The sequence below is a fragment of the Nitratireductor sp. GZWM139 genome (assembly GCF_030068685.1).
Classification (GTDB): Bacteria; Pseudomonadota; Alphaproteobacteria; order Rhizobiales; family Rhizobiaceae; genus Nitratireductor; species Nitratireductor aquimarinus.
On the sequence record NZ_JAMQML010000022.1, the window covers coordinates 1 to 25161 of the forward strand.

22 protein-coding genes and 1 tRNA gene are annotated in these 25161 nt (G+C 61.7%); 12 read left to right on the forward strand and 11 right to left on the reverse strand.

Translation table 11 applies throughout. The features are described 5' to 3' along the window. Positions 1 to 340: 340 nt before the first annotated feature. Both NDI72_RS20180 and NDI72_RS20185 read right to left on the reverse strand, forming a co-directional pair. A complete protein-coding gene (locus tag NDI72_RS20180; protein ID WP_206554258.1) occupies positions 341 to 1669 on the reverse strand; it encodes an MFS transporter in 1329 nt (442 codons plus the stop codon). Between the two features lie 36 nt (positions 1670 to 1705). Next, positions 1706 to 2527, reverse strand: a complete 822-nt coding sequence (locus NDI72_RS20185) for a carbon-nitrogen hydrolase family protein (RefSeq protein ID WP_206554259.1) — start codon at positions 2525 to 2527, stop codon at positions 1706 to 1708. A 102-nt stretch (positions 2528 to 2629) separates the two neighbouring features. Between NDI72_RS20185 and NDI72_RS20190 the strand changes: the two genes are divergently transcribed. The 4 genes from NDI72_RS20190 (at position 2630) to NDI72_RS20205 (ending at position 5552) form a co-directional block, all read left to right on the forward strand. Continuing rightward, the gene (locus tag NDI72_RS20190; protein WP_283801607.1) at positions 2630 to 3547 is read left to right on the forward strand and encodes a LysR family transcriptional regulator; all 918 of its coding nucleotides are present in this window, start codon (positions 2630 to 2632) and stop codon (positions 3545 to 3547) included. Positions 3548 to 3762: 215 nt separating this feature from the next. Continuing rightward, positions 3763 to 3836, forward strand: a tRNA-Gly gene (locus NDI72_RS20195). 98 nt (positions 3837 to 3934) lie between these two features. Further along, positions 3935 to 4198 (forward strand): DUF6460 domain-containing protein, encoded by a 264-nt coding sequence (locus NDI72_RS20200; protein ID WP_113154067.1) that lies wholly within the window; start codon positions 3935 to 3937, stop codon positions 4196 to 4198. Between the two features lie 10 nt (positions 4199 to 4208). Continuing rightward, positions 4209 to 5552: an MATE family efflux transporter gene (locus NDI72_RS20205; protein ID WP_283801608.1), complete on the forward strand. Its 1344-nt coding sequence runs from the start codon at positions 4209 to 4211 to the stop codon at positions 5550 to 5552. A 125-nt stretch (positions 5553 to 5677) separates the two neighbouring features. Here the strand turns inward: NDI72_RS20205 and NDI72_RS20210 are convergent, their stop codons facing one another. Together NDI72_RS20210 and NDI72_RS20215 are read right to left on the reverse strand one after the other, a co-directional pair. Then, the gene (locus NDI72_RS20210) at positions 5678 to 6769 is read right to left on the reverse strand and encodes a quinone-dependent dihydroorotate dehydrogenase (RefSeq protein ID WP_283801609.1); all 1092 of its coding nucleotides are present in this window, start codon (positions 6767 to 6769) and stop codon (positions 5678 to 5680) included. Continuing rightward, a complete protein-coding gene (locus NDI72_RS20215; protein WP_113154070.1) occupies positions 6766 to 7113 on the reverse strand; it encodes a DUF952 domain-containing protein in 348 nt (115 codons plus the stop codon). The genes NDI72_RS20210 and NDI72_RS20215 overlap by 4 nt, the downstream gene beginning before the upstream one ends. Positions 7114 to 7249: 136 nt before the next feature. On the opposite strand from NDI72_RS20215, the gene NDI72_RS20220 reads away from it, so the two are divergent. Then, positions 7250 to 7687 carry a hypothetical protein gene (locus NDI72_RS20220; protein ID WP_283801610.1) on the forward strand — a complete coding sequence of 146 codons (438 nt, stop codon included), beginning with the start codon at positions 7250 to 7252 and terminating at the stop codon, positions 7685 to 7687. Positions 7688 to 7727: 40 nt separating this feature from the next. Here NDI72_RS20220 and NDI72_RS20225 read toward each other — a convergent pair whose 3' ends face one another. After that, positions 7728 to 8057, reverse strand: a complete 330-nt coding sequence (locus NDI72_RS20225) for a hypothetical protein (protein WP_283801611.1) — start codon at positions 8055 to 8057, stop codon at positions 7728 to 7730. 228 nt (positions 8058 to 8285) lie between these two features. On the opposite strand from NDI72_RS20225, the gene NDI72_RS20230 reads away from it, so the two are divergent. Beyond that, positions 8286 to 8963, forward strand: a complete 678-nt coding sequence (locus NDI72_RS20230) for a response regulator transcription factor (protein ID WP_222473776.1) — start codon at positions 8286 to 8288, stop codon at positions 8961 to 8963. An 11-nt stretch (positions 8964 to 8974) separates the two neighbouring features. Here NDI72_RS20230 and NDI72_RS20235 read toward each other — a convergent pair whose 3' ends face one another. Next, on the reverse strand, positions 8975 to 12463 hold the full coding sequence (locus NDI72_RS20235) for a PAS domain-containing hybrid sensor histidine kinase/response regulator (RefSeq protein ID WP_206544532.1): 3489 nt from the start codon (positions 12461 to 12463) through the stop codon (positions 8975 to 8977). A gap of 204 nt (positions 12464 to 12667) precedes the next feature. Between NDI72_RS20235 and mscL the strand changes: the two genes are divergently transcribed. Next, positions 12668 to 13087 carry a large conductance mechanosensitive channel protein MscL gene (gene mscL, locus NDI72_RS20240; protein ID WP_206544533.1) on the forward strand — a complete coding sequence of 140 codons (420 nt, stop codon included), beginning with the start codon at positions 12668 to 12670 and terminating at the stop codon, positions 13085 to 13087. Positions 13088 to 13186: 99 nt separating this feature from the next. On the opposite strand, the gene hemA is transcribed toward mscL, so the two are convergent. Further along, the gene (gene hemA, locus NDI72_RS20245; RefSeq protein WP_206544534.1) at positions 13187 to 14464 is read right to left on the reverse strand and encodes a 5-aminolevulinate synthase; all 1278 of its coding nucleotides are present in this window, start codon (positions 14462 to 14464) and stop codon (positions 13187 to 13189) included. Positions 14465 to 14627: 163 nt separating this feature from the next. After that, complete coding sequence (locus NDI72_RS20250) at positions 14628 to 15146, reverse strand: MarR family winged helix-turn-helix transcriptional regulator (protein ID WP_283801612.1); 519 nt, start codon at positions 15144 to 15146, stop codon at positions 14628 to 14630. Positions 15147 to 15236: 90 nt separating this feature from the next. On the opposite strand from NDI72_RS20250, the gene NDI72_RS20255 reads away from it, so the two are divergent. The 3 genes from NDI72_RS20255 to NDI72_RS20265 are packed head-to-tail and all read left to right on the forward strand — an operon-like array spanning position 15237 to position 20045. Then, positions 15237 to 17012 (forward strand): N-acetylglutaminylglutamine amidotransferase, encoded by a 1776-nt coding sequence (locus tag NDI72_RS20255; protein WP_283801613.1) that lies wholly within the window; start codon positions 15237 to 15239, stop codon positions 17010 to 17012. 3 nt (positions 17013 to 17015) lie between these two features. Then, on the forward strand, positions 17016 to 18830 hold the full coding sequence (gene ngg, locus NDI72_RS20260; RefSeq protein WP_283801614.1) for an N-acetylglutaminylglutamine synthetase: 1815 nt from the start codon (positions 17016 to 17018) through the stop codon (positions 18828 to 18830). A gap of 57 nt (positions 18831 to 18887) precedes the next feature. After that, positions 18888 to 20045: an osmoprotectant NAGGN system M42 family peptidase gene (locus NDI72_RS20265; RefSeq protein WP_206544538.1), complete on the forward strand. Its 1158-nt coding sequence runs from the start codon at positions 18888 to 18890 to the stop codon at positions 20043 to 20045. A 207-nt stretch (positions 20046 to 20252) separates the two neighbouring features. On the opposite strand, the gene NDI72_RS20270 is transcribed toward NDI72_RS20265, so the two are convergent. Continuing rightward, positions 20253 to 21710: an aminotransferase class V-fold PLP-dependent enzyme gene (locus tag NDI72_RS20270; RefSeq protein WP_283801615.1), complete on the reverse strand. Its 1458-nt coding sequence runs from the start codon at positions 21708 to 21710 to the stop codon at positions 20253 to 20255. Between the two features lie 108 nt (positions 21711 to 21818). Here NDI72_RS20270 and NDI72_RS20275 point away from each other — a divergent pair, with 108 nt between their 5' ends. Together NDI72_RS20275 and NDI72_RS20280 are read left to right on the forward strand one after the other, a co-directional pair. Further along, entirely contained in the window at positions 21819 to 22280 is a 462-nt protein-coding gene (locus NDI72_RS20275) for an Lrp/AsnC family transcriptional regulator (RefSeq protein WP_113154079.1), read from the forward strand. A gap of 32 nt (positions 22281 to 22312) precedes the next feature. Next, complete coding sequence (locus NDI72_RS20280; protein ID WP_283801616.1) at positions 22313 to 23536, forward strand: multidrug effflux MFS transporter; 1224 nt, start codon at positions 22313 to 22315, stop codon at positions 23534 to 23536. Here NDI72_RS20280 and NDI72_RS20285 read toward each other — a convergent pair whose 3' ends face one another. Together NDI72_RS20285 and NDI72_RS20290 are read right to left on the reverse strand one after the other, a co-directional pair. Beyond that, positions 23537 to 23887, reverse strand: coding sequence for a RidA family protein (locus NDI72_RS20285; protein WP_283801617.1), 351 nt, complete (start codon positions 23885 to 23887; stop codon positions 23537 to 23539). 11 nt (positions 23888 to 23898) lie between these two features. Continuing rightward, a complete protein-coding gene (locus NDI72_RS20290) occupies positions 23899 to 25005 on the reverse strand; it encodes an NAD(P)/FAD-dependent oxidoreductase (RefSeq protein ID WP_113154082.1) in 1107 nt (368 codons plus the stop codon). Positions 25006 to 25161: the final 156 nt, after the last annotated feature.

The following is a 25161-nucleotide window of genomic DNA, read 5'->3' on the forward strand; positions in this document are numbered from 1 at the left end:
CCATGGAACTACGACCAGGCAGTGTGACCGGCGCACCGCTTACGGTGCAGGTGCAGAGAGTAGCTTAATTTACGCTGAGACTTGTCCAGCGGATGGAGGGCGCGCTCACCTGTCGAGTTCGAATAACAATAGGAAACGTCTCCCTAGGGCGCCCACGAAACCGGGGCCTACCCAATCTGATGGTCGCAAAAAAAACAGCCGTTGCCGCAAGCGCTTGACCAGAGTGTGGGCTTCGCGACCGACGCGCTTGTGCCAGACGCGAAGCCCAAATATCCAAATCCAGCTTGCAAACTCTTGTCATTAATGAGGGAGCAGCAAGGTCTAGGACAATGTCTCGTTGCTATCTCATGTCTTCTTCGTGAACCAGACTGCTCTTTGATGTCTCTGGCATGAACAATATAGCAATCACCACGCCAACGGAGATGGCAGCCATATAGAACGCAGGCGCAAGCTTGCTCTCAGTCTGCATGACGAGCCAAACTCCTACGAATGGTGCGGTTCCACCAAAGATAGTGTATGCGAGATTGTAGCTTACTGCAGAGGCGCTGAAACGGGTGCGTGTTGGGAATAACTCGAGTAGCGCGATGCCAACCGGTCCCCAAAATAGTCCGCAACCGAGTGCCAGCAGGCTTTGACCCAGCACGGCCGACAATAGACTTCCTTGCGACGCCAGCATGTAGGCTGGTATGCATGCGAGCGCGTTGAAGATAACGCCGAATAGAAGCAGTGGCTTTCTTCCAAAAACATCCGACAGCCCCCCGCCGACGATCATGACTACGAAGGCAACAAACAGCGCAATGCTATTTGAAAGTAGGGCTGAATTGCTATCCAGACCGACCGTGCCGGTGAGGTAACTCACGAAGTATCCCGAGAGCGTATAGAAGCCGAGGCTCGAGAATGCGGCTAGTGCGAAACTAAACGCCATCTGTTGTCTCTGACTCTGTACTGCATCTCGTATTGGAGTTGTCGCCAAACGTTTTGCGGCCTGGGTTGTTTTGAACGCGGGAGATTCATCGACCTTGTTACGGATGTATAGGCCAACTAGTGCGAGTGGCCCGCCGATAAGGAACGGAATGCGCCATCCCCAAGCTTCGTATGCGTCGCCGCTCATGGCGTTTGTCAGAAAGAGGACAAGCAATGCAGCAAAGATGGGCGGAAGATTTGCAAATGAGTATGTGAAAGCCACATAGAGACCTCGCTTTTCGCTAGGTGCATGCTCAGCCACGAAAGAGTTTGAGCCGACGGTTTCGCCGGCGGCGGATAGGCCCTGTATGAGGCGGCATACCACCAAGAGCGCCGGGGCGAGAATTCCGATCTGAGCATATGTCGGAAGCAGGCCGATCGCTACTGTCGCTCCTCCCATCAAGAATATCACAAGCGACAAGACCTGACGTCTGCCGATACGATCCCCGAGACTTCCGAACACGAAGCCCCCCAAGGGACGCATCAGGAAGCCGACAGCGTACACGGCAAATGTTGACAGCAAACCCGCTACCGGGTCTGTGGTTGGAAAGAACAGCTTGGCGATGACCGCAGCGGAATAGGCATAGATCACAAAATCGTACCACTCTACGAATTGTCCAATTGCGGCTGAGCCTAAAACGCGTCGCATTGCCAGAGATTTTTGAGTTGCCGATTTATCATCGGTGACTGCAGCGTGAGCAGACATTCTTACTTCCTCCTCATATGGATTTTATAGGCAGTCTCACCCAAGCTGGCGCACTGCATACCGCCGATGCTGCAAGCAAGGCAGGGTCTCTCGCGTTTCTAAAACGCGTTCGGCATTAATGGTTGAGATTGCAAGCCCGTCGCCTTGGGGTACCGTTGATACGGGAATGCCATTGGGGTCCACAATCATGCTCAAGCCGACGGAAAGCGGTGCGGGTTGGCATGAAGCGGCAACGAAACAGGTATTCTCGATCGCCCGAGCCTTAAGTAAGGTTTCCCAGTGAAACTCTTTCAGGGGGCCGGCAACCCAGCCAGACGACACCAAGAGGACGTCAGCACCCTTGTCGATCAACAGGCGAGCCATCTCTGGGAAGCGGATATCGTAACAGTTAAGTAAACCGAATCTGAACCCGCCGAGTTCAAATGTAACGAGTTCATTGAAGTCGGGTTTTAAACTGGCAGGTTCGTTCTTTTCGGATTCTTTGTATCGAAACGCATCGTAGAGGTGGAGTTTCTGATACTGCCCAAGTGTCTCTCCATTCTGATCGATCGCGATCATCATGTTTCTCGCGAGGGCGTTTGTCCCTTTGGCGTAGGCACCTGTGACGATTGCTATGCCAGTCTTCTTTGCTATCGATCGAACTTTATTCTCAAATTCTTCACCATGGTTGCAGGCGACTGCGAATAGGTCTTCTGCCGATGAGGTGAAATCGAACATCATGGCCTCAGGGAAGGCAACAATCTCAGCGCCGCGCTGAGAGGCTTCAGCTGACATCCGTTCGATTGTTGAGATGTTCTGTGCCAGGTCGGCCGTGCCTACGGCTTGGGCTACAGCAACCGTAATGCTTGTCGTGTTCATAGTTGTCCATGTCGTTAGGGTTTAGCGGATTTGACAGGACGCAGATCACGAAGTCTAAGATCAATTTGATTGTGATTGATAGCGAGTGGGAATTAATCGTAGATGAGAGTTCCAGATCTGACACGCCTCAGATACTTCTTGGCTGTGGCTGAGGAACTGAATTTCAGAAAAGCTTCTGAAAGACTCAATGTAGCCCAGCCAGCGGTAAGCCGCGCGGTTCAGGCATTGGAAAAAGAGCTTGGATTCAGGCTCTTTGATCGGACGACAAGGCGGGTTAGCCTGACCGATGCTGGCGAAGTTCTTGCAAATGATGCGAAGAAAGCGATGTTGCTGTTGGAGCGCTCAACGCGTCACGCGCGCCAACTCGCTTCGGGATATGCAGGCGAGATTGTAATAGCATACTCGGCACAGGCTTCTTACGGACCTATGGCAGAGTTTGTCGTAAAGTTTAGGAGCGCCCATCCTTCCGCTACTATCAGCCTCTATCAGATGGCCTCGCATGAACAGTTGCGGGCTCTTGAGGCTGGCGAAGTGGATGTCGGTTTTATGCTATCGGCAGCATGCAAAGCGCCGCTCAGTCTTTTACCTGTGGTAAAAGAGAGATTTGTGCTTCTGGTTTCAATCTACCATCCGCTTTCAAGGAGAACCGCTGTCTCTTTGAGTGAACTCAAGGATGCTGGGTTTGTCATGGGCACAGATAAGAGATGGGAAACTTTTCGCTCCCTAGTGTCCAACTCATGCTTATCCGCAGGCTTCTTACCCACGATCATTGAAGAAGCCGATGACGTTCCCGTTTTGCTTCAGCTAGTCGCGTTACAGCGTGGTGTAACCCTCTATGGATCCTCGATAAGGTCAGCGCTGCCTGAGGATATCGTCGCAATCCCATTAATCGACGACTGCGCTCAATTCGAGATTGGAGTGGCGTGGGATCGAACGCGGGAGACGCCCTTGGTCAAGGAGTTTATCTGTTTCCTGCATGGGGTAAGAAACAACGACTGGCTGGTTGAATTGACGCGCTGATATGATGGAATTCCAGACAGTCCCTGGAATTCAGCCTGTTCTCGGCTCAACCCTGATCAGATCCGCCTGAAAGACTTTCGCCCCCGTCAGACGACTTCCTTGACGAAGCGCCCAGACCCTGGGGCCCGCTCGCCCCAGAAACCGGCAACAACCGCACCGCCCTCTCACAATCCCGCTTGACGCCGGGCCGCGGGTCGCGGATTAATGCGCGCTGCGCGGGTATGATGTAATGGTAGCCTGTCAGCTTCCCAAGCTGAACGCGCGGGTTCGATTCCCGCTACCCGCTCCAGTCCCGCTCAGCCGGTATTTCCTTTTTCGCAGCGCGCAAGCTTGCGCCCGCGCCAGCGGGTGCGTATCTCTTTGCGGTCAAGATCAAGGAGCATTCCGGTGTCGGCACTGACCAGATTTCTGGGCGACAGCCCGCTGCGCGTCATCATCAAACTGCTGATCGTGTCGCTCATCGTCGGCTTCGTCATGAGCGCCTTCAACTGGTCGCCGTTCGATATCTTCTATGCGCTGCGCGACACGGTCGTGCATCTGTGGAACATGGGCTTTGATGCACTCGGCCGCTTTGCAAGCTACATCCTTCTGGGTGCAGCCATCGTTGTGCCGGCGTTCCTGATCCTGCGTCTTCTCAGCTATCGCCGCTAGGCCGGCGGGAATGGACGTTTCCACGCCGACGCGGGCCGCGCGCCCGTTCGAGGTCACCAACCGGCTGGTCCTGTCGATCGCCGTGCCGATGACGCTCGCCTATCTGACCACGCCGCTGCTCGGCATCACCGACACGGCCGTCATCGGGCAATATGGCGACGCCGCCCTTCTGGGCGGGCTGGCGGCGGGCGCCATCGTCTTCGACGTGGTGTTCACCACGTTCAACTTCCTGCGTTCGGGAACCACCGGGCTGGTTGCGCAGGCGTTCGGCCGCGACGATGTGCTGGAAGAGCAGGCGGTGTTGTGGCGCGCTCTGGCGATTGCGCTCGTCTGCGGGCTTCTGGTCGTCGCGCTCGGGCCGCTGGTCAATGCCGCCGGCGTCCGGTTCATGAATCCCGATCCGCGCGTTGCCGAGGCCATGCATGCCTATGTGGCGATCCGCATTCTTGGCGCGCCCCTGTCGCTGCTCAACTACGCCATCCTTGGCTATTTGCTGGGGCGCGGGGAAGGGGGGCTCGGCCTTGGCCTTCAGGTGATCCTGAACGGCGCAAACATCGCGTTATCGGTCTTTCTCGGTCTTTCGCTGGGCTGGGGCATCGAGGGCGTGGCCTGGGGCACGGTGGGCGGCGAGGCGCTGGGTGCGCTGGCGGGCTTTGGTCTTCTGGCATGGCGGTTCAGAAACGGCCCGCGCGTTTCATTGGCGCGGGTGTTCGATTTCCCGGAAATCATGCGCATGGTGGCGATGAACCGCGATATCATGATCCGCTCCTTCTCGCTTCTGGCAGCCTTTGCGCTGTTCACGCGGCAGGGCGCGCAGTTCGGCACGGTCACGCTGGCGGCCAATGCGGTGCTGATGAATTTCTTCCTGATCGCCGGCTATTTCCTTGATGGCATGGCGACTGCGGCCGAGCAGCTTGCCGGGCGGGCGGTGGGCGCGCGCTATCGGCCGGCGTTCCGGCAGGCCGTGTGGCTCACCATCGTCTGGGGCTTTGGTCTCGCACTGGCGCTGGCCGGTGTTTTCGTGCTGTTTGGCGACGATCTCGTCGCTTTCATTGCGAAAGCCGAGGATGTGCGCGAGATCGCCAGCGTGTTCCTGCCATGGGCGGCGCTGATTGCGGTCTCCGGCGTGCTGGCATTTCAGATGGATGGGGTGTTCATCGGCGCGACCTGGTCGCGCGACATGCGCAACATGATGCTGCTGTCGCTCGCCGTCTATCTCGTTTGCCTGTTCTTCCTGACGCGCGCTTTCGGCAATTACGGCCTCTGGGCGACGCTGCACATCTTCCTGATCGTGCGCGGCATCAGTCTGGCAGCCATCCTGCCAGCGCGCGCACGGCAGACCTTCGGGAGTTAAAGCAGTTCCGGGAAAAGCGGGAACCGGTTTTCCTTCCGGAACTGCGAAAAACAATGCGTCGGGGCGTTCTCGCGGTTCAGCGAAAATGCCGTAGCGTCTTTTGCCGTCAGGTCTGCGGGCGCGCGTCAGTTCAGGGCGCGCGCGGCCCACTCATCCACCCGCGTATCGCGGATCTGGCGCAGCGAGGCGAGGTTCTCGCGCTGGGCGTAGGCACTCATCTCTTCGAGGATCTTTCCGGGCAGGCAGGTGCCGCCGAAGATCATGCCGCTATACATCTGCACAAGGTCGGCACCGGCGCGGATCTTCTCGAGCGCAGTTTCGGCCGAGTCCACCCCGCCAACGCCGATCAGCGGCATGGCCGGGCCCACCAGAAGGCGCATGCGCGCAAGCACGATGGTCGAACGCTCAAACAGCGGCTGGCCCGAAAGGCCGCCCTTCTCATGCGCAAGCCGGCTGGTTGCGCCGGTTCTGGAAAGCGTGGTGTTGCTGACGATCAGGCCATCAATGCGCTTGTCGAGCACCTCGGCGGCAATGTCGGACATAGCCTCTTCCGTCAGGTCGGGAGCGATCTTGAGGAACAGCGGCACCGGCGAGCGGCGGCGCTTGGCCACCTCGTCGCGTGTCGCCAGAACGCGGGCCAGAAGCTCGGAGAGGTTTTCCCGGTCCTGCAACGCGCGCAGGCCGGCGGTGTTGGGCGAGGAGATGTTGACGGTGAGATAGGAGGCGATGTCGCCAAAGGCGCGCACGCCCGTCTCATAGTCGGCGATGCGGTCTTCGCTGTCCCTGTTGGCGCCGATATTGACGCCAACGATGCCGCCACGCCCGGCGCGCTCTTTGATGCGCTCGCGCACGGCCACGAGGCCGTCATTGTTGAAACCGAGCCTGTTGATCAGCGCGGCGTCCTCTTCAAGCCGGAAGAGGCGGGGCTTCGGATTGCCGGCCTGCGGCTTCGGGGTCACGGTGCCGCATTCGACAAAGCCGAAACCAAGGCGCAGAAGCCCGTCTGCCGCCTCTGCGTTCTTGTCGAAGCCGGCCGCCATGCCGAGCGGATTGGGAAACACCATGCCGCCGACAATCGTCTTGAGGCGTTTGCTGATCTGCGGAGGACGGGCGAGGGGCATGCCGCTCTTCAGGGCCATGATTGCAAGGTTGTGAGCGCGCTCGGAATCCATCCGGAAGAGGGCCTGGCGCGCAATCTTGTCGAGCAGGGACTTCATTTGGCAAGCTCTGGAAAGACGTGGGCTCCATCCGCGCCAAGCGGCAGCGGGCGAACCCAGGAAACCGCATCAAGCGAAAGCGGAGCATAGAGATGCGGGAAAAGCGCCCCGCCGCGTGACACTTCAAATTTCAGGGCGTCGCCCAGCGCGTCGGCGTCGACGGCAACGAGAAGCAAATCGTCCTGACCGGCGAAATGTTTGGCCGCCGTTTCCGCAGCCTGCCCGGCGGTCGAGAAGTGAATATACCCATCGGCAAGGTCGACAGGTGCGCCATGAAACACCCCCGCCTCTTCGGCTTCCTGCCAGAGCGTGCGGGGTGCGATTTTATAGATCATGTCAGCCATGCCTGCGGCTATACTTGTAATGCGGGTTCAGCGAAAGGGTCGAAAAGGTGTTTTCGGGGGATTGCGCCCGATCCCATTTATGGCGCATTCCTTGCTCATGATCCCATCACCAATTGCATGAAAGCGGAGCGGACCAATGCGCAAGACCATTGCGGCCACCGGGGCGCTGATCGTCCTGTCCATGACATCGGGCGCCATGGCGCAGGATGCCGAGCGGTTCCGGCTGGAGCGCACGGAAGAAGGCTATGTGCGGATGGACACCCGCACCGGCTCCATGTCGATCTGCCGCGAGCGTTCCGGCCAGCTGGTCTGCTCTCCGGCCGCCGATGAGCGCACGGCCTATGAGGAAGACATCACGGCTCTGCAGGACCGGCTCAATGCGCTGGAAGAGCGCCTTGCCGCGCTTGAAAATGCAAATCCGCAGGCCGCTTCCGAATTGCCGTCGGAAGAAGAATTCGAGCAGACGCTCGGGCTCATGGAACGCTTTTTCCGTCGCTTCATGGGCATCGTGAAGGACTTCGAGGAAGAAGAAACCACGACCACGCCGAACACACCGGCGCCTGATCGCACCTGATCGCATCTGAGCAGGGGCTGCAAACGCCCCTGACCGTGTTTCAGACCGCGGCTGCGCGCATGAGGCGCAGCATCATCGAGAATATGAAGAAGCCGCAGCCGACCTTGAGGCTCAAGGCGGCGAAACGCAGATAGATATCCTTCAATATCGAGATGAACACCCTGGCTCCCGACCGCCCCGCCGGTCGGGCGTCGGGGCTGAGATAAAGCCAGGTCTCGGTTTTCCGGGGGTTCTGCCGCGCGGTTGCATAGGCCTTCAGGATCAGAATTTCCGACATGATCAGGGTCATCAGCGCGCCGGCGCTGAAGGCAACGACCAGATCAAACGAAAAGCTGAGCATCACCAGACCAATGGCGAGCGCACCGAACATGACCGCTCGTCCGATGCAGAATGTCGCTACCCTGTGGATTTTCTCCATGATCAGCCTGCGGGGTTGTCACCCCTTTACCAGTCTGTGGCATAGGTTATGGGCAGACAAGTAAAACTTCTGCGAGTTCCGGCCCCGTGGCGGCAGCCCTTTGCCACCGTCGAGCTTGAAAATGCGGCTATTCCCCGCATAATCGCGGTGGAGGAGCCGTAGCGGAAGAACACGACAATAATGCTGCGGGCGCGGGAGGGATATTTGGTATCTGGCTATAGATTTCTGGTCGCCGACGACCATCCTCTGTTCAGGGGAGCGCTGAAAGGCGCACTTTCTGGATTGGACAGTGCATGCGAGATACTGGAAGCGGGCGATTTCGAGGGGGCGAAGGCGCTTGTCGATGACAGCGTCGATCTGGTCCTTCTCGACCTCACCATGCCGGGCGTAAGTGGTCTTTCAGGGCTGATTGCGCTGCGCGGCATGAACCCCGCCCTGCCCATTGTCGTCGTTTCCGCGCATGACAGCCCCGAGACCATCCGGCGCGCTCTGGAACTTGGCGCATCGGGTTTCATCTCCAAATCCTCTGGCATGGACGAGATCCGCACGGCGGTTCAGGCCGTGCTCAATGGCGATATCTACACGCCGGCGGACATCGATCTGGGTGCCGAGGGCGATCCGGAGGTCGCCGATCTCATCCAGCGCCTCCAGACGCTCACACCCCAGCAGACGCGGGTTTTGAGCATGCTGGCCGAAGGGCTTCTGAACAAGCAGATCGCCTATGAGCTGAACGTCTCCGAAGCGACGATCAAGGCGCATGTCTCGGCGGTTCTGCAGAAGCTGGATGTCGACAGCCGCACGCAGGCGGTGATCCGCCTTTCGAAGATCGGCGCAGACACGATCGCAACCGAGGACTGAGGCATTGCTGCCTATTCGGCGGCGGCAAGCATCTGACGGCAGCGCGTGAGCAGTGTGCGCAGCGATGCGGGACGTAACGGCTTGCTCAGAACCATGGCGGTCAGCGCTTCGGCCTGCGCGCGCACCTCGTTCGAGCGGTCGGCGGTGATCAGGATCGCCGGTATCGCATCGCCGTAACGCGCCCGCAGGGCTGCGATCACGTCGAGCCCGACTTCATTGTCCAGATGGTAATCGGCGAGGATGATGTTGGGCTGTGTGTGCGAAAGGTCGGGCAGGGTGGCCGACCCGGTCGCCGTCAGCACGGTGCAGCCCCAGCCCTCCAGCAGCCTGCGCATGCCATCCAGAATGCGCGGGTCATTGTCGATGCACAGAACGCGCAGGCCCTCCAGCATTGCCTGCGGCACGGCAGCCGACGGTTTTGGCTGTTCGGCGGGTTTGGCCGGCGTCGCGCTCACGGGGATGATGACCGAGAAGCGGGTGCCCTGCTGGCTCTCCGAATCCAGCCGGATTTCAAGATTGAGCACGCGCGCGATGCGGTCGACGATGGAGAGGCCAAGTCCCAGCCCCTGCGCCTGCCGCACGCCTTCCTCCAGCCGGGTGAATTCGCGGAACACGGTGTTCAGCTTGTCGGTGGCGATGCCGATGCCGGTGTCGATCACCTGTAGCTCAAGCAGGCTGCCGCGGCGGCGCACCCCCACCAGAACACGGCCGCTCGGCGTGTATTTGATCGCATTGGAAACGAGGTTCTGCACCAGCCGGCGCAGCAGGTTGCGGTCCGTGTTCACCGTCAGTGTTGAGGGCACAATGGTCAGGTCCAGCCCTTTCTCATCGGCCAGCGGCATGAAGTCTGTGCTGATCTGGCGCAGCAGGCCATCCAGCTGGAAAACGCTGGGAGCAGGCTTCAGCGCGCCCGTGTCCAGCCGCGAGATGTCCAGCACTGCGCCAAGGATCGCCTCCACGGAATCGAGTGAGGATTCAATGTTGCTGACATATTCCCGCGTCTCGCCGGCCTTTGCGCGCTCCAGAAGCGACGAGCAGTAGAGCCGCGCGGCATTGAGCGGTTGCAGGATGTCGTGGCCGGCGGCGGCCAGAAAGCGCGTCTTTCCGAGATTGGCTTCCTCGGCGATCACCTGCGCCTGCGCCAGCTCTTCATTCAACCGGATCAGCTCCGCCGTGCGGTCGGCCACCCGCTGCTCCAGTGTTTCGTTCACGCGTTTCAGCGCCACATCGGCCTCCACGCGCGGCGTGATGTCGGTGTAGGTGGCGACGATGCCGCCATCGGGCATCGGGTTGGTGCGCATCTCAATGATGCGGCCGCTCTTGCGCAGGCGGATCTCCCACGGCATGCCGAAATCGGTAAACCGGTTGAGCGTCATCGTGTAGGCGTCGACGGGCAGCTCGCCGCGCACCACCAGCAGATTGACGAACCGGTCGAGCGAAACACCGACCTGACCCATCTCGTCGGGCAGATTGAAGAGCAGGCGGTATTGCCTGTTCCAGCAGATCAGCTGGAAATCCCGGTCGAAAACGGTGACGCCTTCCTCCATCTGGTCGAGGGCGGTCTGCAGCAGGTCGCGGTTGTGCTGGAGCGCCATGGAGGCGTCATCAAGCAGCCGCAGGGCGTCACGGGGCGAGCGGTCGTTGCGCTGAAACAGGAGCGACAGGATAAGCCGCGAGGAGGAGGAGCCGACGGCGCTGGCCAGAAGCTGCTCGGAAAAGCGCACGAGCGCGATGCCTGTCTGGTCGTTGCCGTTGAGCCGCACGCCATGGGTCGCCTCGAAGGTGGCGAAGGAGCGCTCGGTGCGTTCGGCTCCCAGATAGCGCGAGATCGTGTCCTTGAGATCGTTGACGGTGACCACCGTGCGGAAGCGGCGCAGGGTCGGTATGGGCCCCGTGTCGCGCGGCACGAAGATGGCGGCCTGAATGCGCTCCAGCGGCTGGGCGGCGCGCGAGAGCGAACCCAGCACGAAGAACAGCGTGTTGACCGCAAGGCTCCACAGGACGCCATGGTTGAGGGGCTCGGCCACGGTGCCGAAAAGCGCCTGCGGCCTCAGCGCCGGCAGGCCGAAGAGCCCGTCGATGATGATGCCGGTGTCCTGAGGCGCGAGCGACGGGAAAAGCAGCGTGTAGGCCCAGATCGTGAAGCCTGCGCCCATGCCCAGCAGCGCGCCGCGCGCATTTGCGCCGCGCCAGATCAGCCCGCCGAAGAAGGCCGGCGCGAACTGTGCGATGGCCGCAAACGAGATCAGGCCGATGGCGGCGAGCCGCGTGTTGTGGGTGGTTTCCCGATAATAGAGAAAGGCCACAAACAGGATGATGAAGATGGCCGCACGGCGGATGTTCAGAATGATGGTCGACCAGTCATCCTTCTCGCGATGGTCGGTTCTGAGCAGCCGGCGCAGGAAGAGCGGGATCACCAGATCGTTGGAGATCATGATCGACAGCGCCACACTCGCCACGATGACCATCGCCGTGGCGGCGGAAAGACCGCCGATGAAGGCGATCAGCGCCAGGGCATCGTGCCCGGCAAGAAGCGGTAGCGCCAGCACGTAGAGGTCGGAATTCGCCGCATCACCGACCATCGCCAGCCCCGCAAATGCGATGGGCAGCACGAAGAGATTGATGAGGATGAGATAGAGCGGAAAGAGCCAGCTCGCCGTTTCCAGTTCGGCCGTGCTGCGGTTTTCCACGATGGTCACGTAGAACTGGCGCGGCAGCATGATGATCGCAAATGCGCTCAGTGTGGTCATCACGATCCAGGTGGCGAGCGAGGTCGGATAGGTATAGGCCTCCTGCACCTGGGGCAGGGTGCTGACCGTGCGCGCCAGTTCCACCGGCCCTTCAAAGAAGAAGAAAGTGATGGCCACACCGACCGCCAGAAAGGCGGCGAGCTTCACCACCGTCTCCACGGCCACGGCCAGGATCAGCCCTTCCTGATGCTCGGTCGCGTCCGCATGGCGCGTGCCGAACAGAACGGCGAAGATCGCCAGAAGGAAGGTCACGATCAGCGCCATGTCGCCGACGAAGAAGTCCATGGTCGGCGGCGCGCCATCGTAATGCGTTACCATGAGGCTGACGGAATCCGAGATCGCCTTCAACTGCAGGGCGATATAGGGAACCGTGCCGAAGGTGGCGATCAGCGTGGCGACGGAGGCGACGGCAAAGCTCTTGCCGTAGCGGGCTGCCAGAAAGTCGGCGATGGAGGTGATCTTCTCGGACTTCGCCAGCCGGATGATGCGTTTCAGGATCGGGAAGCCGAACAGGAAAACCAGAACCGGACCGATATAGATCGCCAGGAACTCCAGCCCGCGCTCCGACGCAAGGCCAACGGAGCCGAAAAAGGTCCAGGACGTGCAATAGATCGCCAGGCTCAGCGCGTAGATGAAGGGGCGCGAGCCAAGTCCGGCCTTTCGCGAGGCGCGATTGTCGCCGACGCTTGCGATGAAGAAGAGCAGCGTCACATAGGCGACGGCGATGATGGCGATAACCCAGCCCTGCACTTGTGTGCCAACTCCTCCTCTGAAGGCCACCCGGAAGGCAAACACAGCCACGGGAACCTGTCCAATGCTTCTTTCGGCGAATGGTACTGTCTCATAGCCGAAAATGCAGTTTTTGTTGCACTTTTTGCTTGCATCATTGTTATGTAGCCGGAGCTGGCGGCGTTTGAGTCGCCGGGGGTGCAGCTAGATTGGGGAGAAGCCCTTATGATGAAGGAATTTCGGGAATTCATTGCGCGCGGCAATGTGATGGACCTTGCGGTCGGTGTGATCATCGGCGGGGCCTTCGGTCTGATCGTCAGGTCGCTCACCGATGACATCATCATGCCGATTGTTGGCGCAATCTTCGGCGGGTTCGATTTTTCGGATTACTTCGTGCCGCTCTCGTCCGCCGTCACGGCGACGACGCTGGATGCGGCGCGCGAACAGGGCGCTGTGTTTGCCTATGGCAACTTCCTCACCGTGGTCGTGAACTTCCTGATCCTCGCCTGGATCATTTTCCTCATGGTCAAGGGCGTGAATTCGATGCGCCGCAAGGAAGCTGAAAAGCCGGCCGAGCCTGCCGCTCCGCCTGCCGATGTTCAGCTGCTCACGGAAATCCGTGACCTTCTGTCCAAGCAGAAATAATCAGCTTCCGCTTTCTTCAAGGGAAGCGGTGGCCATCCACGAAAAACGCCGCCGGAAGCAATTCCGGCGGCGTTTTCATTTTCGGATTTTCGGGCTGGGTCAGCCGCCGGACTTCGGCACCAGAAGCGACACCACGCGGTCGGACTTGGCCTGCTGCGGCTGGTCGGCTTCGTTGAAGGGAATGCCGAGCGCTTCCCAGGTTTCCAGAAGCGCGTCGCGCAGCGTGTCGATCAGCGCATCGTCATGGAACGGCGTCGGCGTGATGCGCAGACGCTCCGTGCCGCGCGGCACGGTCGGATAGTTGATCGGCTGGATGTAGATGCCGTGCTTCTCGAGCAGCCGGTCGGTTGCCTGCTTGCACAGTTCCGGGTCGCCCACGAGAAGCGGCACGATGTGCGTCTGCGAGGGCATGACCGGCAGGCCGGCCGCCGAGAGCTTATCCTTGGTCTGCTGCGCCTGGCGCTGCTGCGCGTCGCGCTCGACCGAAGACGCCTTGAGGTGGCGGATCGAGGCGGTGGCCGCTGCGGCGATTGCCGGCGGCAGCGCGGTGGTGAAAATGAAGCCGGAAGCGTAGGAGCGCACGGCGTCGATCACGGCGGTGGAGCCGGTGATGTAGCCGCCGATCACGCCAAAGCCCTTGGCGAGCGTGCCTTCGATGATGTCGATGCGGTGGGCAAGGCCGTCACGCTCGGTGATGCCGCCGCCACGCGCGCCATACATGCCAACGGCGTGAACCTCATCGATATAGGTCATGGCGTTGTACTTGTCGGCCAGATCGGCAATCGCCTCGATCGGCGCAATGTCGCCATCCATGGAGTAGACGGATTCGAACACGATCAGCTTGGCGCGTTCCGGGCCGGCTGCCTTGAGCAGGCTTTCCAGATGCTCGACGTCGTTGTGGCGGAAAATCTTCTTCTCTGCGCCCGAACGGCGCACGCCCTCGATCATCGAGGCATGGTTTAACTCGTCCGAAAGCACCAGGCAGTTCGGCAGCAGGCGGGCGATGGTGGAGATGGACGCTTCGTTGGAGATGAAGCCGGAGGTGAAGACCAGACCGGCCTGCTTGCCATGCAGATCGGCAAGCTCGGCTTCGAGTTCCACCAGCGGATGGTTGTTGCCGGAGATGTTGCGCGTGCCGCCTGCGCCCGCGCCCATGGCGCCGGCTGCGTCCTGCATGGCGGAGATCACGCTCTCATGCTGGCCCATGCCCAGATAGTCGTTCGAGCACCACACGGTGATCTCGCGCGCTTCTTCATCAGAGCGCCAGAGCGCACGCGGAAACGCGCCGACGATCCGCTCGAGATCGGCGAAAACGCGGTAGCGGCGCTCGGCGTGCAGTTGATCGATCGCTTCGGAGAAAAAACGCTGGTAATTCATTGGACCTTCCTGCTGTGCGGCGCGATCATAGTGTCCGACCTTTCCCGCGTCCATTGTGCGTTGCGGGCAAATTGACACGTTTGCCTGCCGTCGCCTTGCGCTCGATCAAATCGCGGTCGAATGCGCGTGATCTCTCAGGATTTACTGCGCGTTAGCGTGCATTTCAATGCGACAGAGTGGTCTTCGCGCGACCGGCCGAAGCGGGCGTGCCGCCGGGCGGCGCCATCATGTCGGCAATGGTGGCCAGCGCTGCGATCAACTGGTTGCGTCGTTCTTCATCGAGTGCGGCCAGACGATGCGCGAAGGCGTCTCCCATGGGTTCGGGCGCGCGCCGCACCAGCGCCTCGCCCTCGGGCGTGAGCCGCGTGTGCACCACACGGCGGTCATGGCGCGAGCGATAGCGCTCCACCAGATGGCGGCTTTCCAGATTGTCGAGAATGGTGATGACGGTTGCCGGGCTCAGGTCCACATGTGCCGAAAGCACGGTGGTGGTGACCTCGCCAAGGGCGGCGGTGGCCTTCAGGATCACAAGCTGCGCTGCGGTCAGCCCGATCTGCTTGGCGAGCGCCTTGGATTGCACATCGTTTGCGCGAACGATGCGGCGGATGGATTTTTCGACCGCGCGTAACTCTTCATTGCGGAACCAGTCGGCGGCTTTGTCAGTTGTCTTGTCGGAACTCATGCGGACGCCATTCATTTGACATCTAATAATCATAACTATAACTAAAGTGCGCTCCGAAGCAATGACAAACAAAGGATCAGATCTCTATCCATGTGCGGAATCTGCGGAGAACTGCGGCTCGACGGCCGCCCTGCCTCACCTGTCGCTCTTTCGAAAATGATGGACTGCCTGGCCCCGCGCGGCCCTGATGGCGCGGGCGCGGTCGTGCACGGCAATGCCGCCTTCGGGCATCGCCGGCTGAAGATCATCGACCTGTCGGAAAAGGCGCGCCAGCCGATGGAAGACCCGGAGCTGGGTCTCACCATCGCGTTCAATGGCTGCATCTACAATTATCCGGAGCTGCGCGCCGAGCTGGAGGGCAAGGGCTACCGCTTCTTCTCCACCGGCGACACGGAAGTCATCCTCAAGGCCTGGCATGCCTGGGGCGAGGAATGCGTGAACCGGTTTCACGGCATGTTCGCCTTCGTGCTGCGTGAGCGCGACACGGGCCGCGTCGCCATGGCGCGCGACCGGTTCGGCATCAAGCCGCTTTATCTGGCCGAGACGCCGGGCCGCATCCGCTTCGCGTCCACCCTGCCGGCGCTGCTGGCGGCGGGCGATGTCGACACATCCATCGACCGCCATGCGCTGCACAATTACATGACGTTCCACGCTGTGGTGCCGCCGCCGCGGACCATTCTGAACGGCGTTAAGAAGCTTCCGCCCGCGACGATCCGCGTGATCGAGCCGGATGGCAGCCAGCGCGACCGGGTCTACTGGGACCCGCCGTTTGCGCGCGATCCCGAAACGGCAATGCTGTCACCCGACGAATGGCGCGACCGCACGCTGGAGGCGCTGCGCCTTGCCGTCAAACGCCGCATGGTGGCCGATGTGCCGGTCGGCGTCCTTCTGTCGGGCGGTGTCGATTCCAGTCTGATCGTCGGCCTGCTCGCCGAGGCGGGACAGAAGGATCTGATGTCCTTCTCCGTCGGCTTTGAAGAGGCCAATGGCGAGAAGGGCGACGAGTTCGTCTATTCCGATCTGATCGCGAAAGAATTCGGCACCGATCATCACAAGATCTTCGTGCCGTCAGCCGATCTGATGGACGCGCTCCCCGGCACGTTCGCCGCCATGTCGGAGCCGATGGTCTCCTACGACAATGTGGGCTTCTACCTTCTCTCCAAGGAGGTTTCGAAGCACATCAAGGTCGTGCAGTCGGGGCAGGGCGCAGACGAAATTTTCGGCGGTTATCACTGGTATCCGCCGCTGATGAACTCAAACGATGTGGTGGGCGATTATGCGAACGTCTTCTTCGACCGCTCGCACGCGGTTCTGAAAGAGCAGCTTTCGCCCGACTGGATCGCCGATACGGATGCAAGCCGCGATCTGGTCGCGGCCCATCTGACGCGGGCCGGCGCAGACACGCCGGTGGATTCGGCGCTGCGGCTCGATTCCACCGTCATGCTGGTCGATGACCCGGTGAAGCGGGTCGACAACATGACCATGGCCTGGGGGCTGGAGGCGCGTGTTCCGTTCCTCGATCACGAACTGGTCGAACTGGCCGCCCGCATTCCGCCGGAGGAAAAGTTGAAACAGGGCGGCAAGGGCGTGTTGAAGGAAGTCGCCCGGCAGGTGGTCCCGCATGAGGTGATCGACCGCAAGAAGGGTTATTTCCCTGTACCACAGCTCAAATATGTCGATGGCCCCTATCTCGACATGGTGCGCGATGCGCTGTCTTCGCAGCCTGCGCGCGAACGCGGACTGTTTCGGCAGGACTATCTGGACAGGCTTTACGCCGCGCCCGCTGACCACATCACGCCGCTGCGCGGGTCGGAACTCTGGCAGGTCGGGCTGCTCGAACTCTGGCTGCAAACCCACGGGGTGTGACCGATGGCCAAGAAAGAGGACGTGGCTTTGCGCGCTTCACGCGGGCGCAGCGACAAGGCGCTCGGCTACCGCCTGAAGCGCCTGCGAAGCGAGACCATGAAGCCGACCCACGCGCCGCCGGATGAAGAAGCCGCGCGGCAGGAAAAGCACGTCTCGCTCGAACTTGGCTGGGGCAGGCTTCTGTTTGCCCAGACGTTTGAAACCAATGAGGAGCTGGCCGCCGCATTGCGCGACGAAGGCCCCGCCCGCCGCGACATCGCCTTCTACATTCGCGACCCGCATGTGCTCCTGTCCATGGCGCCGCAGGAACTTTTCCTCGATCCCTCGCACACCTATCGGCTTGATCTGGCCACCTATCGCCCGAGCCGGCGGCAGCCGCGCGGCTTCTTCATCCGGCGGCTGACATCCGAGGCGGACGCCAACGCCGTCAACGCGATCTATCAGAGCCGGGGCATGGTCACCGTGCGCCCGGACTTTTTCTGGACCAATCGCGATAGCCGCGCCGTCACCTATTTCGTCGCCGAGGATGACCAGACCGGCGACATTCTGGGCACGGTCACGGGCGTTGATCATCGCCGCGTGTTTCAGGATGCCGAGAACGGAACGTCTCTCTGGTGCCTCGCAGTCGATCCGCAGTGCCGGCATGCCGGGGTTGGCGAGATGCTGGTGCGGCGGCTGGCGGAGCATTTCGCCGCGCGCGGGGCAAGCTTCATGGACCTGTCCGTGATGCACGACAACGAACAGGCCATCGCGCTTTACGAGAAGCTCGGCTTTCACCGGGTTCCGGTGTTTGCGGTCAAGCGCAAGAACCCGATCAACGAGAAACTGTTCACCCATCCGCCGGAAGAGTTCGACCGGCTCAATCCCTATGCGCGCCTGATCGTGGATGAGGCGCACCGGCGCGGCGTTGCGGTGGATGTGACCGATGCCGAGGGCGGCTTCTTCCGCCTGTTCTTCGGCGGCCGTTCGATCCAGTGCCGCGAGAGCCTTTCGGAGCTCACATCGGCCGTCGCCATGTCGATCTGCGATGACAAGGCGGTCACGCGCCGCGTGGTGGAGCGTGCAGGACTGACCGTGCCCGAGCAGATGGAGGCGGGCGATGACGACACGGCGCTCAGCGCCTTCATCGAGAAGCATGGCCGCGTGGTGGTAAAGCCTGCGCGGGGCGAGCAGGGCAAGGGCGTTGCCGTCGGTCTTGAAACGCTGGACGAGACGAAAAACGCCATCCGCGCCGCCCGCGAGATTTCCGACCGGGTTCTGGTCGAAGCCTGTTTCGAGGGCGAGGATCTGCGTCTGGTCGTCATCGACTATCGCCTGGTTGCCGCCGCCGTGCGCCGTGCGCCGCGCGTGGTGGGAGACGGGCAGCGGACCATCGAAGAGCTGATCGAGCATCAGTCGCGCCGCCGGGCGGCCGCCACGGGCGGTGAGAGCCGCATCCCCGTCGATGACGAGACGCGCCGCTGCATTGCCGGTCTTGGCTATGCGCTTTCCAGCATCCTGCCCAAGGGCGAGGAAGTGGAGGTGCGCAAGACGGCCAATCTGCACACGGGCGGTTCCATTCACGATGTGACGGAAAACGTGCATCCGGATTTGGTGGAAGCGGCCTGTGCCGCCGCGCGCGCCATTGACATACCCGTTGTCGGCATCGACCTTATGATCAAGTCGCCCGACCAGCCGGACTATGTCTTCATCGAAGCCAATGAACGGCCGGGGCTGGCGAACCATGAACCGCAACCGACCGCCGAGCGCTTCGTCGACCTGCTCTTCCCGCGCTCCGGTGCAAAATCCGCTGAACGTGCGCTGACGCCCAAAGCCTGATCCGTGGCCGACGGCACAAGCTGAAATGACGAGGCCCGCTGAAATGACGAGAATTGCATGTCGCGACTGAAAATCGACGTTTCCTATCTTGTCGCGCAGCTCAAGGCGCTTCTGTCGATTGACAGTCCGACGGGCTACACCGACACCATCGTCCGCCATGTCACGGCAGAGCTGGAGCGGCTTGGCCTCGAGCCGGAGCTGACGCGGCGCGGCGCGATCCGCGCGGTGGTGCGCGGCGGCCGGCGTCAGGGCGCGCGCGCCATCATCACCCATCTCGACACGCTCGGCGCGCAGGTCAAATACATCAAGGACAATGGCCGTTTCGAGATGGTGCCAATCGGTCACTGGTCCGCGCGGTTTGCCGAAGGCGCGCGGGTGACGATCTACACCGAGAAGGGCAGCTATCGCGGCACCATCCTGCCGCTCAAGGCTTCGGGCCACACCTATAATGACGGCGTCGACGAGATGCCCGTCGGCTGGGATTACGTGGAGCTGCGCATCGACGCCATGTGCTGGAGCCGCAGCGACGCGCACAATCTTGGTATCGATGTGGGCGACTTCGTCGCCATCGACCCGCAGCCGGAATTCCTGGAAAACGGCTTCATCGTTTCACGCCATCTCGATGACAAGGCGGGCGTCGCCATCGCGCTTGCCGCGCTGGAATCACTACTGCGCCACGAGGTGACGCTGCCGGTCGACACGCACTGGCTTTTCACCATCGCGGAAGAGGTGGGGGTGGGCGCGGCGTCCATCGTCACGCCCGAGATTGCCTCCATGGTCACCATCGACAATGGCACCACCGCGCCGGGGCAGAATTCGGCAGAGTTCGGCGTCACCATCGCCATGGCGGACCAGGCGGGGCCGTTCGACTATCACCTGACGAAGAAGATGGTGGATCTGTGCCGCGAGGAGGATATTCGCTACCAGAAGGATGTCTTCCGTTACTACCGCTCCGATTCCGCATCGGCCATCGAGGCCGGGCATGACGTTCGCACGGCGCTGATCGCCTTCGGTGTGGATGCCTCTCACGGCTATGAGCGTATCCATGTGCATGCGCTGCGTTCGGTGGCCGAGCTGGCCACCGCCTATGTGGCAAGCCCGCTGGCAATCGAGCGGGATGTGGAAGAGGTGTCCGACATCGAGGGCTTCACCGAGCAGCCCACCAATGAAGCCGAGATGGCGCGGCGCGCCAACAACCTGCCGAAGCAGGAGTAGGGCAAACCACCGTGCAGGATGGGGCATTGCATTAAGGCGGTGCGTGGTTAGCCCTATGACAGGCTCAGGGGCTCGCCATGAGAGGAGCAATCCCCTCCTGGCGGAGAACCTTGGCCAAAGGCGTAGTGACGGCTTTGGTAGCCAAAGCCCTCCCTCATGGTGAGCTTGTCGAACCACGCACTACGCCGACCCTCACGGGTTGATGCTCTAACCGGCCATGGCCAGCGTCTTGTGGCGGAAGCGGGCCGTGCGCGGATCGAAGTCGTAAGCGCCGGCATGCCGCTGCGCCTCGCGCGCCAGCCGGTCGACGGTCTCGATGATGAAGTCCGCTTTCTCGTCCGTCATCAGATAGCTCAGATTGAGCCGCACCCAGCCCGGCTTTTCCATCTCCTGCCCGTCGCGAATGCTCTGCAAGAGCGCATTCGAGGTGGGCTCGTCGATCCCCAGAAGCTGGTGCGCATAGGGGCCGGCGCAGGCGCAGCCGCCGCGCACCTGAATGCCGTGAAGATCGCTCAGCATGCGGGTGAAAAGCTGGTGGTGCACCGTGCCGTTCTCCGGGCACAGAATGCGGAAGGAGTAGATCGGCAGACGCCGGGCAGCCGGATTGCCGAGCATCTGCAGGCACGGGTTCTTCGACCACACGGCGATTGCGCGCTGATGCAGCTCTTCATGCCGCCGGTCGATGAAGTCCTGTCCAAGCGCTTCCTTGATGATGAGCACGAGGGCCGCGCGGATGTCGCCCAGAACATCGGGTGTTCCGGCCTCTTCGCGCGCTGAAAGCGAGGTCGAGTATTCGTGGCCCCAGGGCGAAACGAAACTCACCGAGCCGCCGCCGGGCATGGAGGGGCAGGCGGTGCGGGCGATTTCGTTGCGCAGGACCAGAAGACCCGATGCGCCCGGTCCGCCGGGGAATTTGTGGGGCGAAAGCACCACTGCATCCTTGGCGCAGTCCGTGCCGGGCTTCATGTCGATTTCCAGATAGGGCGCACCACCGGCATAGTCCCAGATGGCGAGCGCGCCATGGGTCTTCAGAAGCCGGGTCACCGCGTCCGTGTCGGTGATGATGCCGGTCACGTTGGAGGCGGCGGAAAACGTGCCGACCTTCAGCGCCGCATCGGCATTTGCTTCAAGGGCCGTGGCAAGCGCGCCCAGGTCCGGGCCGCCGGTCGCGGCTTCGGGAATGGCGATGATCTCCGCGCCGCTTTCACGCCAGGGCAGAATGTTGGAGTGATGCTCGTAAGGCCCGGTGAAAACCACGACGCGCGCCCCTGCGGCCACGGCCTCGGAGATCTGCAAAAGCCGCACCAGCCGGTTGATGCCGGCGGTCGCGCCAGCGCCTGAAAAGACGACGCTGGTCTTGTCGTCGGCGTTGACGATCCGGTGAATTTCCGCGCGCGCCGCCTGACGCAGGCGGGTGCAGAAGGAACCGCAATAGGAGGCTTCCGTATGGCTGTTCGCATAATAGGGAAGCACTTCATCACGGATGAAATCCTCCACCTGCGCCAGCGCCCGGCCGGACGCCACATAGTCGGCATAGACCAGCGTCTTCTTGCCGAAAGGACCGTCGATTACGGCATTCTCGCCGATCAGCCCGTCACGCAGATAGGCGTCGAGGTCTGTGCGCTTGAGATTGTCGGCAAAGGCTTTGAGAAGGTCACTGGGCATGGCGGCGGTCCGGGAAGTTGATCAATGCGCAAAGATCGCACAATGATGAGCGATCATTCCCACACAAAGTGATGGCAAAACTCTCAAAATTCGGTCATATGATCGGATATGAGTGAGAAAATCGATCAGTTTGATAGAAGAATATTACGCGAGCTGCAGCGTGACGCCGGCCTGTCGCAACGCGACCTGGCGGAGAAGGTCGGGCTGTCGCAGAATGCCTGCTGGCGCCGGCTGAAATCGCTGGAGGAGCGCGGCGTCATTCGCGGGCGCACGCTCAATGTCGACCGCAACAGGCTGGGGCTCGGGCTGGTGGTATTCGTGATGGTCAAGACGCGCCACCACTCGACAACCTGGCTGCAGACCTTCCGCCAGCACGTGTCCAGCATTCCGGAAGTGGTCGACTTCTTTCGCATTGGCGGCGATTACGATTACATGCTGCGCATCGTGACAACGGACATGCAGAGCTTCGATTCCGTCTACCAGCGCCTGATCCAGAAGGTGGAGCTGGAATCGGTCACCTCCTATTTCGCCATGGAGGCCATCGAGGAACGGCGTCCCCTTCCAATCTGATGCGCCCCTGCCAATCTGATAAACATGAGCCGATGGAAAAACGGACAATCTCCTTCGAGCGCATCGCGCTTTATGCGTTCCTCACATCGCTGACCGCGCTCAGCATCGACGCCGTGCTTCCGGCGCTGCGCCTGATCGAGAGCGATCTGCATGTGGAGCCGCCCCTGTCCACGCAGCACATCGTGTCGCTGTTCATCTTCGGCATGGTGTTTGGCGAACTGGTGATTGGCCCCATCGCCGACGCCATCGGCCGCAAGCGGGCGCTGGTCGGCGGGCTCGCGCTCTACATGGTCGGAACCGTGGTGGCGATGCTCTCCACCTCGGTGGAAATGATCGTGCTCGGCCGCATCCTGCAGGGCATCGGCGTCGCCGGCCCCAAGATCGCGACGCGCGCGCTGGTCCGCGACCAGTTCGAGGGTGAGGCCATGGCGCGGATCATGTCCTTCATGTTCGTGCTGTTCATTCTGGTGCCGATGATCGCGCCCGCCATGGGGCAGGCGGTGCTGGCATTCGCCGGCTGGCGCGCCATTTTCGCGGTCTATCTGGCGCTCTCGATCCTGCTCTGCATCTGGCTTGTCATGCGCCAACCCGAGACGCTGGCCCCGCAAAACCGCATCCGCTTTCACCCGGTCACGCTCCTGCAAAACGGTTCGCGCGTTCTGCGCAACCGGCGCGTTTCGCTTCTGATCGTGGCCACGGGCTTCGTGTTCGGCGCGCATCTGCAATATCTGAGCACCGCAGCCGATATCTTCTTCGATGTTTACGGGATCGGCAGTCTGTTCCCGGCCTATTTTGCAGCCTTCGCCGCCAGCATCGGTCTGGCCTCCATGGTCAACGCACAGGTGGTGCGTCGCTTCGGCATGCAGGCCATGTGCGAATATGCGCTTTGCGGTCTCGTGGCGTTCGGGCTTTGCCTGCTTGCCCTTTCCCTTGTGTGGGAAGGGCATCCGCCACTGCCCGCCTTCATGGCGCTGGGCTTTGCCATCTTCTTCTGCATCGGATTTCTGTTTGGCAATCTGAATGCCATGGCGATGCAGTCTCTCGGCCAGTTGGCCGGGCTCGGCGCATCGCTGATCGCATCGGGATCGAGCCTTGTGGCGGTGGTGTTCGCCGTGGCCTTTGGCGCGTTCTACAACGAAACGACCATTCCGCTTGCATCAGGCTTTCTCGTCACGGGCATTGTGGGCCTGATGCTGGTCCGGCTCGCCGCGCGGGCGAGCCGGGAACCGGTGATACCGGTCAAGCGCGGGGCCTGATCAGCCGGCTGCCGCGACGACGATGATCTCGACCGTGTATTCGGGCGTTGCCAGTGCGGACTCGCCGCAGGCGCGCGCCGGTGCGTGGCCGGGAGCAACCCATGCGTCCCACACGTCGTTCATCTCGGCAAAGTCGTTCATCGAAGCGAGCCAAATGGTCGCCTGCAGGATGCGCGACTTGTCGGAGCCGTTCTGCTCGAGAAGGGCGTCGATCTTGGCCAGAATGTCCTTGGTCTGCGTGGCGACGCTTGCGCCCGGCGTACCGACCTGGCCAGCCAGGTAGATGGTGCCGTTGTGAACGACGGCCTGGCTCATGCGGGTGCCGGTGTCGATGCGTTTGATATCGGACATGTTTTTTCCTTTCAGGTCTTGATGAGGCGGTGTGGCGCAAGTGCCTGCACCACGGTTTCAGCGAGGCCGGACTTGCGACCGGCGCACAGGTCGGCTGCGAGCGCGGAAAGGGCAGGCGAGGTCTGTACGCCATAGCCGCCCTGGCCGGCCAGCCAGAAAAAGCCCTCCGCATCCGGCGCGAAGCCGACAGCGGGGGTGCGATCGGGGAAGAAGCTGCGCAGGCCCGCCCAGCTCCGTTCAATGCGTGTCACAGGCACGGTGACGGCCTGTTCAAAGCGATGCAGGCCCTCGGCCAGTACCATGTCGTCGGGCCAGGCATCGAAAGGCTCTGACGGATCTTCGTCAGCCGGCGAAACCATCAGCTTGCCCGCATCGGGCTTGGCGTACCAGCCTTCGCCCGCGCAGGCGAAAAGCGGCCAGCGCGTGACGTCGTGCCCCTCGGGTGCGGGCAGGATCACGGCCGAGCGGCGCATCGGCGTCAGGCCGAGCGGCTGCACACCGGCAAGCTTCGCGACCTCGTCAGCCCATGCGCCTGCGGCGTTGACGATGATGGGTGCGGAGAACGAGCCCTGCGGGGTTTCAAGCGTCCACACGCCATCCGCACGCGAAATGGCGGTGACGGGGGCCTTGTTGACGATGCGGCCGCCCTGATGGCGCAGCATCTTCGCAAAGCCCTGCAGCAGACGGTCGACATCGATGTCCTGCGCGCCTTCCTCAATGGCGGCCGCCACGATGTTTTCGCGGCGCAGAATGGGCACGCGCGCAACCGCAGCGTCCGCGTCGAGCCGCTCCATGCCCGTCGCGCCTTCGAGGATCTTGTCGAGCGCGCCGACATGTTCCTCGGTCGCCACATAAAGCAGGCCGCGCGGAGTGAGCAGGCTTTCGTCAGAAATGCCTTCCGGCTCCTTGAACACCGGTTCGGCAGCCGCATTGAGGGCGCGCAGGGTGTCGTTGCCGTAATTGCGGATGTAGATCGCAGCCGAACGGCCGGTGGCGTGATAGCCGATGGCCTCTTCCGTCTCCAGAACGGTCACGCTGGCGTCCGCCGCCATGCGCGCGCCCGCGCCGATGCCTGCAATGCCACCGCCGATGACGATGATGTCGGATGTCTCGCTCATGCTTCCCCTCAAGCTGTTTTGCCGCCGCTCGCGACGTCCGAATGTGCCTGTGCCTGTGCCTCTGCGGACACATGATTGCCCCGTGCGTCTGAGGGCGCGGGGAGATTTTGTCAACTCAAACGCTGCCGGTTGGGCGATTTAGCGACGGCACACAGA